General features: G+C 57.7%; 11 protein-coding genes. 4 read left to right on the plus strand and 7 right to left on the minus strand.

What is annotated here, in order from left to right:
* Positions 1-6 precede the first annotated feature (6 nt).
* The 6 genes from GTP58_RS11265 to GTP58_RS11290 are packed head-to-tail and all read right to left on the minus strand — an operon-like array spanning position 7 to position 7,643.
* Positions 7-1,005 (minus strand): MoxR family ATPase, encoded by a 999-nt coding sequence (locus GTP58_RS11265; RefSeq protein WP_161077573.1) that lies wholly within the window; start codon positions 1,003-1,005, stop codon positions 7-9.
* A gap of 2 nt (positions 1,006-1,007) precedes the next feature.
* A complete protein-coding gene (locus tag GTP58_RS11270; protein WP_072789377.1) occupies positions 1,008-1,631 on the minus strand; it encodes a DUF4159 domain-containing protein in 624 nt (207 codons plus the stop codon).
* A gap of 12 nt (positions 1,632-1,643) precedes the next feature.
* Positions 1,644-2,981, minus strand: coding sequence for a TldD/PmbA family protein (locus GTP58_RS11275; protein WP_072789488.1), 1,338 nt, complete (start codon positions 2,979-2,981; stop codon positions 1,644-1,646).
* Between the two features lie 5 nt (positions 2,982-2,986).
* Positions 2,987-4,624 (minus strand): TldD/PmbA family protein, encoded by a 1,638-nt coding sequence (locus tag GTP58_RS11280; protein WP_161077574.1) that lies wholly within the window; start codon positions 4,622-4,624, stop codon positions 2,987-2,989.
* A gap of 25 nt (positions 4,625-4,649) precedes the next feature.
* Positions 4,650-5,987, minus strand: coding sequence for a TldD/PmbA family protein (locus GTP58_RS11285; protein WP_161077575.1), 1,338 nt, complete (start codon positions 5,985-5,987; stop codon positions 4,650-4,652).
* Positions 5,988-6,005: 18 nt separating this feature from the next.
* Positions 6,006-7,643: a TldD/PmbA family protein gene (locus tag GTP58_RS11290; protein ID WP_161077576.1), complete on the minus strand. Its 1,638-nt coding sequence runs from the start codon at positions 7,641-7,643 to the stop codon at positions 6,006-6,008.
* 406 nt (positions 7,644-8,049) lie between these two features.
* On the opposite strand from GTP58_RS11290, the gene GTP58_RS11295 reads away from it, so the two are divergent.
* From GTP58_RS11295 to GTP58_RS11310, 4 genes are all read left to right on the plus strand, one after another.
* Entirely contained in the window at positions 8,050-8,862 is an 813-nt protein-coding gene (locus GTP58_RS11295; RefSeq protein ID WP_161077577.1) for a class I SAM-dependent methyltransferase, read from the plus strand.
* A gap of 320 nt (positions 8,863-9,182) precedes the next feature.
* On the plus strand, positions 9,183-9,563 hold the full coding sequence (locus GTP58_RS11300; protein ID WP_202413637.1) for a hypothetical protein: 381 nt from the start codon (positions 9,183-9,185) through the stop codon (positions 9,561-9,563).
* A complete protein-coding gene (locus GTP58_RS11305) occupies positions 9,553-10,041 on the plus strand; it encodes a hypothetical protein (protein ID WP_161077578.1) in 489 nt (162 codons plus the stop codon). The genes GTP58_RS11300 and GTP58_RS11305 overlap by 11 nt, the downstream gene beginning before the upstream one ends.
* A 924-nt stretch (positions 10,042-10,965) precedes the next feature.
* Positions 10,966-11,574, plus strand: coding sequence for a hypothetical protein (locus tag GTP58_RS11310; RefSeq protein ID WP_161077579.1), 609 nt, complete (start codon positions 10,966-10,968; stop codon positions 11,572-11,574).
* Between the two features lie 159 nt (positions 11,575-11,733).
* Here GTP58_RS11310 and GTP58_RS11315 read toward each other — a convergent pair whose 3' ends face one another.
* Entirely contained in the window at positions 11,734-13,218 is a 1,485-nt protein-coding gene (locus tag GTP58_RS11315) for a methyl-accepting chemotaxis protein (protein ID WP_161077580.1), read from the minus strand.
* Positions 13,219-13,273: the final 55 nt, after the last annotated feature.

Here is a 13,273-nt window from a genome sequence, read left to right on the forward strand (position 1 = left end):
CGCAGCTTAGTCTGGGCGGATATGCTCACGCAGCGCTTGCAGGATATCGGCAATCGCGATGCCATCCGCTTCCGCTTCGAAGTTGCGCAGCACGCGGTGCGCCAGCACGGGCAGCAGCATTGCCGCGATATCGTCACGCGTGACCGCCAGCCGTCCTTGCATCAAAGCGCGCGCTTTGGACGCCAGCACCAGCGCCTGGCCTGCACGCGGGCCTGCGCCCCAGCCGATATGCTTTTTCACCGCCGGCACCGTGGTCAATGCCGGGCGCGTCGCACGCACCAGCCGCGTGGCGTAGGCAACCAGGTGATCACCGATTTCGATATCGCGCACCAGCTGCTGCAGGCGCAGCAGCGTTGCCACATCCATCACCGGCTCCGCGTCCTTCAAGCCAGCGTGCGTGGTCGCGGAAACCATCATGATCTCTTCTTCTTCGCTCGGGTACACCACGTCGATGCGCAGCAGGAAGCGGTCCAGCTGCGCTTCCGGCAGCGGATATGTGCCGGCCTGCTCGATCGGGTTCTGCGTCGCCAGTACAAAGAAGGGCTTGGGCAGCTTATGCGTCTGGCCAGCGAAAGTCACGGAGCGTTCCTGCATCGCCTCCAGCAGCGCCGATTGGGTTTTAGGCGGCGCACGGTTGATCTCGTCCGCCAGCAGTACTTGCGTGAACACCGGCCCTTGCTGGAAGCGGAACTCGCGCTTGCGCGTCGCATGGTCCTCTTCCAGAATCTCCGTACCGACGATATCCGACGGCATCAGGTCTGGCGTGAACTGCACGCGATGGAAGTCCAGCTCTGTGGCCTGCGACAGCGACTTTACCAGCAGCGTCTTGCCCAGGCCCGGTACACCTTCCACCAGCGCATGGCCGCCCGCCAGCAGGCAGATAATCAGCGAGTCGATCACGTTTTCCTGGCCGATGATGACCCTGCCCATGCTCGCCTTCAGCGCCTTGACCTTGGCGGTCAGTTCACCGATTTCATTTTCGCTCCAGGCGATCCCCTCAGCCATAACTACGCTCCCAACGCATATTGAATAATGTTGACCGCAAAGCGGGTGTTGTCGACCGCGAGAAAACGCTTGTTGCGGAAGTCATAGTCCCACTCGCAGCCGTAGTCCTTGTTGCTGTACAAAAGCCGCACGCGGCCACCCACCTCAATCGCCTTCAGATAATCGTGCACCAGATCGTCGCCCCAGCCATTCAGCTCCACGCCAGTGTTGGGCGGGCCATCTTCGAACTTGAAAAAGGCCGAATAGATCGGGTGATTGTTTGGAATCTTGTGCAACGCCTTCGGCCCGAAGATGCGGCCGATTTCAGCCTCGAAGGATTTCGCAAACAGTCCGTCAACATCGTGGTTGCAGTCATCCACGAACAGGAAGCCACCGCCTTTGATGTAGCGTTCCAGATTCTTGCGTTCGGCCGCTGTGAACTGCACCAGCTTGTGGCCGGCGAAGTAGCAGAACGGCGCTTCCAGCATTTTCGGATCAGACAGCGCGACGATGCGCTCAACGGGATCAACCCGCAAGGTCGTATATTCGACCAGCGAATTGAGCACGTTGCTGGGCATGCGGATATCCACATCCCAGTCGCCCGACTCGTAAGTCAGGCGGGTGAAATAGAAATCGTACGAGGCCACGCGGCTGGACCCTTACACCGCGTCCGACAGCGACGTGAAGTTAAAGTCACGCACCTTCATCGGCGGAATCAGCATCTGGAAGCGCACTTCATCGCCGCCGATAACCACCGGCTTGCCCAGTTCATCAATGTTGTTCAGCATCGTCACCGGGCTCTCATTGAAGCGGAAGTTCTTGATCGGATGCTTGATCTTGCCGTTCTCGATGTAGAAGGTGCCGTCGCGCGTCAGGCCGGTCAGCAGCAGGGACTGCGGATCGACCATGCGGATATACCAGGTGCGCGTGACCAGAATGCCCTTCTTGGTCGAGGCAATCAGCTCTTCCGTCGACTTGCCGCCGCCCGCCATAATCATATTGCCGTGGCGGCCCATGGCACGCTGACCCTGCTTTTCAGCCCAGTAGCGCGTGTAGTCCAGCGAAGCGATCTTGCCGCCCTTGATGACGTCCGTGCGTTCGCGCGCCAGCATGGCCTGGCTGTCCCAGGGCAGTACCGGCACATCCGGGTTCCACGGGTCGGCCCAGATATTGACCTGTTCATCAAACAGCTTTTCGCCGAGACGATTGCCGCCACCCTTCTTCGACAGGAAGCTGCGGCCTTCGTCTGCCTGGCGCGCATCGAATGCACCGAACATGCGGCCAATGATTTCCGACGTCGCCGCCGGTTCCAGAATTACGGTATAGCGGCCCGGTTCCAGCGCCTTGGCGTCCACCGATTTCAATGCCTTCTCAATCGCGATTTCCGACGCTTCGCGCGCATCGAATTTACGCGCATCGTTGGCGGAGCGGGTTACCCAGCCGGAACCACGGCCATCTTCGGTGCGCGTGGTCACGGTGAAGCCCAGATTGCTCAGCGTCTGATAGCCAAACACGCCATTCGAGTTAGCGACGGTTTCAAAGCCAGTGGTGTCGCTGAAGAAGCCAGCAGCCACCAGGCCTTGTTTGCGTGCGGAGTTGATGCTGGCGGCGGCCACTTCGGCGCGATAGTCCGGATCGATGGCTGCGGTAGCATCGCTGAAGGTGGCGGAGGGTTTGAAGTCCTGCTTCTTGATCGCCGGCTGGAACTCCGGATTTTCCGGCGCCAGCCGTGCCACGTCTTCCGCACGGCGCACCACCTTTTCCAGCGACTTCTCATCAAACTCATTGATCGAGGCAGTGCCCTGGCGCTTGCCAAAGGCCACGCTCACGCTCAGCGTGGTGTTCTCGATCAGGCCAGCAGTCGATACCGCATTGCGCGCATAGCGGATATTGCCGTTACGGCTGCCGTTGATCTGCACGCGGCATTCGTCCGCCTTGGACAGCGACATCACCTTGTCGCAGATACGCTTTGCTTCTTCCTGCGTCAGCATCTTCATCATTCTTATCCTATCTTGCGAGCGGTGTTGATTACGTTGATGCCGTTGAAGCGCGTCGTCGGCGAGCCGTGCGACACTGCGCTGACCTGGCTGGGCTGGCCTTTGCCGTCGAAGAACGAGCCGCCCATGCGCCAGTCGCGTTCATCGCACAGCGCCGAGCAGGCATTCCAGAATTCCTGCGTGTTGGATTGATAGGCCACGTCTTCCAGCTGATTGACGATCTTGCCGTTCTTGATTTCGAAGTACAGCTGGCCGCCGAACTGGAAGTTGTAGCGCTGCTGGTCGATCGAGTACGAACCACGGCCCATGATGTAGATGCCCTTCTTGACGTCTTTGACCATCTCGTCCGGCGTCAATTTCTTCTTGCCCGCTTCCAGCGACACGTTGGGCATGCGCTGGAACTGCACGCTGCTCCAGCTGTCCGCATACGAGCAGCCATGCGATTCTTTTTCGCCGATCATGGCCGCCTGGTCGCGCGTGGCCTGGTAGTTGACCAGGATGCCCTTGCGGATCAGGTCCCAGCGCTTGGCGGCCACGCCTTCGTCATCGTAGGCGACAAGGCCCAGCGATGCCGGCGTGGTTTTGTCGGCGACGATATTGACCAGATCCGAACCGTATTTGAAGTTCCCGGACTTCCACTTGTCCAGCGTGGCGAAGCTGGTGCCGGCGTAGTTGGCCTCGTAGCCCAGCACGCGATCCAGCTCGGTGGCATGGCCGACCGATTCGTGGATGGTCAGGAACAGGTGTTCAGGCGACAGCACCAGATCGTATTTGCCCGGCTCCACCGTTTTTGCGGTGAGCTTCTCCTTGGCCTGACGGCCAGCGGCGCGTGCATCTTCGATCAGATCGTAGGCGCCCTTGTACAGCGTGGTGACATTGCCCGCCGCCTTGATGCGGTTCTCCGGCTTGCAGTCGAAGAATTCAAAGCCCATGCTGGCCGGCGAGGACAGGCCGTCGCGGGTGCGGAACTTGCCGCTGGTTTTATCCACGGCAGTTGCAGTCAGCGGCGACCACAGACGGTGAATGTCCTGGTCGATATAAGAGCCGTCAGTGGAGGCAAAGTACTTCTGCTGGTTCACCTGGAACAGCATGGACGCCATGAAGTTGGCGCCGGCATCCAGGCCGGCCTTGTTCGCGGCCAGCAGCATCTCCGCCTTTTCCTTGATCGGCACCGCACGCCAGTCTTTTTTGAACGGCGTGGCCCATGCCACTTCGCCCACACCCCTGGTTGGCGCCAGCACCACCGGTTCGCTTTGCAGGCGCGAGTTGGCCTTGGCGATGGCGACTGCCTGGCGCGCCGCATCCGCAACCGCATCCAGCGACATCACGTTGGTGGAGCAGAAGCCGTAAGCGCCATTGGCGATGACGCGTACGCCAACACCGGAGGATTCGGTATTGACGATGTTTTCCACGTTCAGGTCACGCGTGGTGATGAACTGGTTCAGGTAGCGGCCGATGCGCACGTCGCAATACGTGGCACCGGCCTTGGTGGCCGCGTTCATGGCGGCGTCGGCCAGCGACTTCTTGAGCTGCACGGCCATAGGGTTGAGCAGCTCTTCGGCCGCGATGGCATTGCCGAAGACCGGCACCAGCAGGCTACCGCCAGCAATGGCGCCTACTTTTAGAAATGAACGTCGTTCCACTTTTTACTCCTGATGATGGTATTACTTACACTGCATCCGACAGCGACGTGAAGTTGAAATCACGGACCTTCATGGCCGGGATCAGCAACTGGAATTGCGACTCGTCGCCCGACAGGATTTCCGGCTTGCCGATTTCGTCGATGTTGTTCAACATCGTCACCGGGCTTTCGTTAAAGCGGAAGTTCTTGATCGGATGTTTGATCTTGCCGTTCTCGATGTAGAACGTGCCGTCACGGGTCAGGCCAGTCAGCAGCAGCGACTGCGGATCGACCATGCGGATATACCAGGTACGGGTCACCAGGATGCCCTTCTTGGTATTGGCGATCAGCTCTTCGGTCGATTTGCTGGTGCCAGCCATGATGATATTGCCCGGCGTGCCCACCGCGCGCTGGCCCTGTTTCTTGGCCCAGAACTGCGAGTAGCCCAGCGATGCGATCTTGCCGTTCTTGATGATGTCCTGACGCTCGCGCGCCAGCAGGCTCTGTGCATCAAACGGCAGCACCGCAACATCCTTGTCCCAAGGGTCGGTCCAGATGTTGACCTGTTCATCAAACAGTTTTTCGCCCAGACGGTTGCCGCCGCCCTTTTTCGACAGGAAGCTGCGGCCTTCGTCAGCCGAACGCGCGTCGAAGGCGTTGAACATATAGGCCAGCACGTCGGACGTGGCAGCCGGTTCCAGGATCACCGTGTAGCGGCCCGGTTCCAGCGCCTTGGCGTCCACCGATTTCAGCGCTTTCTCGATCGCGATATCCGATGCGGCACGCGCGTCGAACTTGCTTGCATCGCCCACGCTGCGCTTGACCCAGCCCGAACCGCGGCCATCTTCGGTACGCACGGTCAGCGTGAAGTCCAGGCCCGTGTCCTGCTGGTAGCCGAACACGCCATTGGAGTTGGCGACCGAGGTAAACGACGTGCCATCGGTGAAGAAGCCCGCTGCCACCAGCTTGTTCTTCTTGCTGTTTTCGATGCTGTACGCCGCGACCTGCGCGCGGAATTCGGGATCGATGTCGGCGGTCTTCTGGAAGAACGTCTCGGTGGCCTTGAACTGCTGCTTCGACGGCGTCGGCATGAACTCCGGATTTTCCGGCGCCAGGCGTGCCAGGTCTTCCGCGCGGCGCACGGCTTTTTCCAGCGACTTCTCGTCGAACTCATTGACGGTGGCCGTGCCCTGCTTCTTGCCGAAGGCGACCGACACTGCCAGCTGCGTATCCTCAATCAGGCCGGCGGTCGAAACCGCGTTGCGCGCATAGCGGATATTGCCCTTGCGGCTGCCGTTGATCGTCACTTCGCACTGATCGGCCTTGGTCAGCGACATGACTTTATCGCTGATACGTTTGGTCTCTTCTTGACTCAGAAATTTCATCTTCTCTCTCTCCGGGACTTAGCCAATCTTGCGGGCAGTGTTGATAACGTTGATGCCGTTGAAGCGCGAAGTGGAAGCGCCATGCGAAACGATGGACACTTGCGGCGGCTGGCCTTTACCGTCAAAGAAGGAACCGCCCATGCGCCAGTCGCGTTCATCGCAGATGGCGGTACAGGCATTCCAGAACTCCTGGGTGTTGGACTGGTAAGCCACGTCTTCCAGCTGCTGTCCGATCTTGCCGTTCTTGATTTCGTAGAACAGCTGGCCGCCGAACTGGAAGTTGTAGCGCTGCTGGTCAATCGAGAAGGAGCCATCGCCGACGATGTAAATGCCCTTCTTGACGTCCTTGATCATTTCGTCCGGCGTCAGGCGCTTCTTGCCGGCCTTGAGCGAAACGTTAGGCATGCGCTGGAACTGCACGTTGGCCCAGTTGTCCGCATACGAGCAGCCGTGCGATTCTTTTTCACCGATGATGTGGGCCTGGTCGCGCGTAGCCTGGTAGTTGACCAGGATGCCGTCCTTGATGATGTCCCAGTTCTTGCACTTGACGCCTTCATCGTCATAGCCCACCGCGCCCAGCGAACCTGGCGTGGTTTTGTCGGCGACGATGTTGACCAGGTCCGAACCGTATTTGAACTTCTTGGTCTGCCATTTATCCAGCGTGGCGAAACTGGTGCCTGCGTAGTTGGCCTCGTAGCCCAGCACGCGATCCAGTTCGGTCGGGTGGCCGACGGATTCGTGGATGGTCAGCCACAGGTGTTCCGGCGTCAGCACCAGGTCGTACTTGCCCGGTTCGACCGACTTGGCTTTCAGCTTGGCCTTGGCCTGCTTGCCGGCCAGGCGCGCATCTTCAATCAGGTCGTAGGACTTGGTGTACAGCGTGGTCACGCCGCCGGCCGCCTGCAGCTTGTGCTCAGGACGCGCATCCAGGTATTCATAGCCCATGCCGACTGGCGCCGACAGGCCCTGGCGAGTACGGAACTTGTTCTCTTTCTGGTCCACAGCGGTGGCGAAGAACGGCATCCACAGGCGATGGATGTCCTGATCGATATAGGAGCCATCGGTCGATGCAAAGTACTTCTGCTGGTTGACCTGGAACAGCAAGGACTGCATGAAGCTCGCGCCGCCGTCCATGCCGGCCTTGTTGGCGGCAATCAGCAGGTCTGCCTTGTCCTTGATCGGCACCGTGCGCCAGTCCTTGACGATCGGCGTGGCCCACGCCACTTCGCCCACGCCTTTGACCGGCGCCAGGATCAGCGGCTCGGTTTGCAGCTTGGCGTTGGCCTTGGCGATGGCCACCGCCTGGCGTGCTGCTGCAGCAACGCCGTCCGGGGTCATGTCATTGGTGGCGGCAAAGCCGTAAGCGCCGCCGGCAATCACGCGCACGCCGACGCCGGCCGACTCGGTATTCACCACGTTTTCGACATTCAGGTCGCGGGTGGTCAGGAACTGGTTCAGATAGCGGCCCACGCGGACGTCGCAATATGAGGCGCCAGCCTGCGTGGCGGCGGTCATGGCGGTGTCGGCCAGGGCCTTTTTGAATTTCATATCCACTGGCTTGAGCAGTTCTTCCGCGGCGATGGCGCGGCCGAACGAGGGCAGCAGCATCGTGCCCAAAGCCAGACTACTGATATTGAGGAATGCACGTCGTTCCATAGTATCTCCACATTGTTACGGGCCAGCCGCCCGATGGTCCTGCTGAGGTTCTGCTTTTTATTTGCTTTTATTGCTTGAACTACTACGATACCGCTTGTTACTTTACGTTACATCAGAATATCCGTCGCCGGTTCCTTGGGATTGGCAATATATGCGCCGGATCGGGTTGCAGATTGCAAAATGTATGCCATAGATAAATGTTGTGCAAGTGTCTGTTTTGCCTGTCCAAGTGTCCGTTCAGGTGTCCACGGAGTGTCCGCGAAGTGTCCGCTGACTGTCCGCAGTGTGTTCGTCACGCGGGGCCGGCGCCTTCGTCCCAATTTACTTGACCTCTATGCAAGCTTGCCCGATGATCGCGCAGGGCGAGCGTCTGCGTCGCCCCCATCCAACAATGAGGAGACTGTGCATGAAACGATACGTACTGGCCGCTCTGGCCACCTCTATGCTGTTCGGCGCGACCGGCGCCGTGCACGCCGACGATGCACTCAAAGCGGCGATCGCCGCACCATCGCGCACGCCGGACAATGTGAAGCGCGACGTCTATCGCCATCCATATGAAACGCTGACCTTCTTTGGCATCAAGCCGAATATGACGGTGGTGGAACTGGCGCCAGGCGGCGGCTGGTACACCGAGATCCTGGCGCCGTACCTGCGCAACCAGGGTAAGCTCATCACCGGCGGCAATGACCTGGCCTCGCCTAACGAAAACGAACGCAAGGCCGCCGAGCGTTTCATGGCACGCCTGAATACCAAGCCGGAGGTGTATAACAAGGTCGCCCTGGGCGTGTTCTCGCCAGGCCGTAAATACGAAATGGCGCCGCCGAACAGCGTCGACATGGTGCTCACCTTCCGCAATATCCACAACTGGATACCACTGGGTCCGGACAAGATGAAAGAACTGTTCGGCAACCTGTACACGGTGCTGAAACCGGGCGGCATCCTGGGCGTGGAAGAGCACCGCCTGCCGGCATCGAAGACGCAGGACGCGGAGGCCAGCACGGGGTATATGCACGAGCAGTACGTGATCAAGCTGGCGGAATCGGCAGGCTTCAAGCTGGCCGGCAAATCCGACATCAACGCCAATCCGAAGGACACGGCCGACCACAAGAACGGCGTGTGGGCGCTGCCGCCGACCTATACCAACAAGGACGAAGACCGCGCCAAGTATCAGGCCATCGGCGAGAGCGACCGCATGACCCTGAAGTTTGTTAAGCCGTAATCATTCGTTAGCGCGTGAGATGGGGCCAGATTCGCAGATGCACGCGGAAAGCGCCCCATAAGTATGGATTTCCTTGGGTCCATCGTCGAAAATTTATCCGAATGAAAATGTGGACAGAGACTCGCTTCGCGCGCGACATCTTGAGCATCGTATATTTTCTCGAGGCGTGCATGGCCGTCTTGTCGGCCATGCGACCAGGCGTGGGACCTGCATTTATCGCTTTGTTTGGGTGCTTTGGTCTCTTTTCAGTTGCAGCTGCCGTGTTTTTCACTGGGTAAAATGTCTTGCGTGCGTTGACCTAACCAAGAAGGGAAGCAAGTATGGATTGGACACCTATTTCAGAGGTTGAATTATGGGACTTAGTCATTAAGGCTGAGTCCAGGATGTCCCCTGAGCTTTCTAGACTTTGGCAGGTCATCAAAATCCCACCTCAGAAATGGAGTGCGCAATCGCACGGCCTTGCAGGCGGCTTTTGGGTTGTGGCTCTAGTTGGAGAGAATGCCATCTGGTACAACGACATTGAAGAAGGATTCAACCGCTCTTCATATCGACATGTCGGCACGCTTGACGAATATATCTGTAATCAAGATGACCTGGAGGACGCTGTTCAAGGTGTACTAGTGCTAATTGAGAGCGGAATCGACACTACTCCACATCGTAGTGCGCCCGTTGCTGGAGTGTATCAGCCACATGGCGCTTAACGGCCACAAGCAGTCATTGAGAAGTAAAAAAATGGGATATTTGATTCAAGCCGCGATTATGATGGCTGATGCTCTGCCGGGCAAACTTCCACCAGACTTATCGGTGGTGCGACTAGATCAGAATGTGCGGATGATTCCGCTTGGAGACACGGCGCTTGAGAAGCACGATTTACCGTTCTTAGCCTTGCTGGAGGAAAACAACACGAAAAATCTTCCTGGGTTGCTGAAGCTACTTAACAGCCTCAGGACCGCTGGTCGTATTGCTTATATCGAAGCAGAGTATTTCGGTGGCGAAGGAACTCAAGCTCATATCCTAATCGACAAGGACGGTGAAGTGAAAACAGCAATAGCGACCAGCGACGCTATTAATGAGGCGTTGAAATGGCTCGGCGTGCCAAGCGGCGGGAAAGCAGATGAGTTTGACACCATCGGACTTGGTCGATACCGTGATACGAATGACTGGTTGGAACCTGATTGACAACGCTAATCGGCCAACAGCAGACGGAGTCAAAAGGAAATCTGTGGGAAATAATGAAGAGCTCAGCGGACTTGAGAACATAGCGCGAGTCGCAACCTTTGCTGCGCTTGAGAGTTATGAACCGGTCCCTGAAGCGTGGCGGAACAATTTGACGCTGGGTACAGTCGTCGAGAATGACTTTAGAACCTTTGAGCTCTATGTGCCGGGTGCGCGGCCACAAGACGCTATTACGATTTCATCAGCTCGAGTTCATAGAGAAACTAAGGCCGTGGAGGTGGTCATCACAAATTTGGTCAAGCGGGTTTCGGCGTAACTTAAAGTGGTGCTGGTGCCCGATTTCGGCCAACAGCTGCGGGTCGTAACTGCAAATTTGAGCTATATATGTGAGAGGATAAGTGGAGAATGGCCAGGTCAAATTATGTATCGATGCTTCGAACGCTAATGCCATCGCTACTACTCCTGCCGCTGTCAAGCCAAGCGGAAACGCAGTACAACTCAGTACCTTCCATGAAAGAGGCCCTTGAGGTGCTGACTGGTGCTGCTGGAATCCACGTGAATTGGGATACGTGTACTTCAATCAATAAAGCCGGCTCACGTCCTGTTAGGATGATAATGTCGTACACATGCCCAGTTCCTGAATCCGCTAGGCCGCAGCTTCGTTCCGAGTTTTTGGCGCACGGCTGGGAACCTGAAAAAATTGTGGATGGGGCTATGTCGAGATTTCGAAAGCTGGATCAGACGGCGACATTGTATTGTGAGTTTAAAACAGCCAATTGCAATCTTCGCCTTGAATACGCCCCAAAGAGCAATTGAAAGATAGTGGTCATAAGCGGTAAGCTACTGACATACTGGAACCGGCCAATAGCGGCCAGCTACTGTGGCCCTAAGAAGCAGGATTACCCGATCACTAGGAGTAAACAACACATGAAGATTTCTGATCACATAAAACATTCTATTGATGCGGCAGACAGGAATGAGTTGGATCAGGCAATGCTATCAGCGTGTGTTGCAATCGACGGTACGGCAAAGAAGACTTACCCCGATGAAAAAGTCGGCGTTCGATTTAGGCGATTCATTAATGAAAATCTGGATGTTATCGAGTTGATGTTCGGTGGACTGAATCTACAAGAAACAGTTTTCCCTTTCAAGGACGCCAAAGGAAAAATAGGCGTTACGTTCGCTGACATTATCTATGAGAAATTTCGCTGTAACTTAGCGCATGGTGACGAGCTACCGGAGGGTTACGGTATTGGGGTTGCGGTCAACGGCAATCAGCAATTTCAAATCAGCATTGATACTATGTCGATGACTGTTCCTCAAAGCGCAATTTATGCACTTGGGCTTGCATGCGTTTTGGCGCCCGCCAATGCAGATCAAAAGATCGGAAGTAATCTGTATCATTATCGTGACCCGATCAATATTTACGTGATTGATCGATGGTGGGGTAAGGTTGAGTGCGCTAGAAAAATCATGGACTTCGAGTCGTTGATTCGAGTAACGATGGACTTTTCTAATGTCTGGCCTAAATCGTAGGTCTGCAATGGGGCGGGGGCGGACGGTCACTATTCGAACAGCCTGTGCCCTGCTAAGTGTGAGCTAGACGCTTGAAAGCCGCTGTAGCCTGAGCTTTTGCTGGAGCCACCCCGGTCCCGCCAACTTGGGCGATGGCGGGGTTTGCCAATCGCTTAGCCGTCAAAACCGGGTGAACTTGCTTTCATCCGGCGCGCTGTCGGACACCAGTCCCAGATTGCGCGCGGGGCGGCTGGTGGCGGCGGTTTTCAGCACCGTTGGCCGCCGTGCGGCGGATGCGCTGGCGCGCGGCGTATCGTCCACCGTGTACTGTTTGAACACTGCCATCAGGCGCCGCAGCTGCTCTGCCTGGGCGCTCATCTCTTCCGAGGTTGCCGCCAGTTCTTCCGAGCTGGCTGCGTTCACCTGCGTGGTTTCGCTGAGCTGTATCACCGCGCCGTTAATCTGCCGCACGCCGGAGCTTTGCTCTTCGGATGCCGCGGAAATCTCCTGTACCAGTTCGGAGGTCTTGCGGATATTCGGCGCCAGCGCATCGAACATCACGCCTGCTTGCTCCGCCAGCTCCACGCTGTCGGCCGCCACCTGGCTGATTTCCTGCGCCGCTACCTGGCTGCGCTCGGCCAGCTTGCGGACCTCGGCCGCGACCACGGCGAAGCCTTTGCCATGTTCGTGCGCGCGCGCGGCTTCAATCGCCGCGTTCAAGGCCAGCAGATTGGTCTGGTAGGCGATATCGTCAATGATGCTGATTTTCCCGGCGATCTGCTTCATCGCGGCCGCCGTGGCTTTGACCACCTCGCCGCCGCGCGCGGCTTCCAGCGCGGCCTGGGTGGCAATGCCGTCCGTGACTTTGGCGTTTTCGGTGTTCTGTGCAATCGATGCAGTCATCTGTTCGATGGAGGCGCTGGTTTCCTCCACGCCCGCCGCCTGTTCGCTGGCCGCCTGCGATAGCGACTGCGCCGTCGCGCTCACTTCCTGTGAGGCGCTGGACAAGCCGCTGACCACCAGTTGCACCTCGCGCACGATGGAGGACAGGCTGCGCGCCAACCACACCGCCAGCACACAGCCCAGAATCGCAATCGCCACATCCATGGCAAGGATGAGTTGTTTGGCTGAATTGGTGACATCGGTCATGGCCTCGGATTCGCCTTTGGTCTCCGTATCGTTCACCTTGAGCAGCTTGCGGAACGCACTGGCGATGGCTTCATCCGCACCCTTGATGGCCTTGTCCATCTCCAGCGCTGTCATGCCTTTTTCGTGCATGGCTTCCAGCTGCGCCATGCTGCTGTCATAGCTTTTGACGCCGGCCTGTACTTCGCTGAGCAGGGTCTGCTCTTCCGGCGTGAGCGAGCCGGCTGCGCGATAGTTGCCCATCTCTTTTTCAATCGCGGCAAGATCGGCGCGGAACTGGAGGTTGTTGTCGCCGCCGCGCAGGATGTAGTTCTTGAAGTGGCGCACCGCATGGCCGTGTGCCGTCACGCCCTCCAGCACCGCATTCTTGCGCACCAGCGTGACGTGCTCGAATTCGTCCCAGCTATTGTGCAGGGACGTCAGCTTGCTGAAGGCGATAACGCCCATCAGTACCACCAGCAGCACGATGCTGCCAAACCCCGCATGCAGCCGGGTCTCCATTTTCATTTGAGCGAACATGGGTGAGTACTCCTTGAGGAGGCTGTATCACCTTATTGTGAACCAATAATGGAGC

This window comes from Duganella sp. CY15W, from assembly GCF_009857555.1.
In the GTDB taxonomy this organism is placed as follows: Bacteria; Pseudomonadota; Gammaproteobacteria; order Burkholderiales; family Burkholderiaceae_D; genus Rugamonas; species Rugamonas sacchari.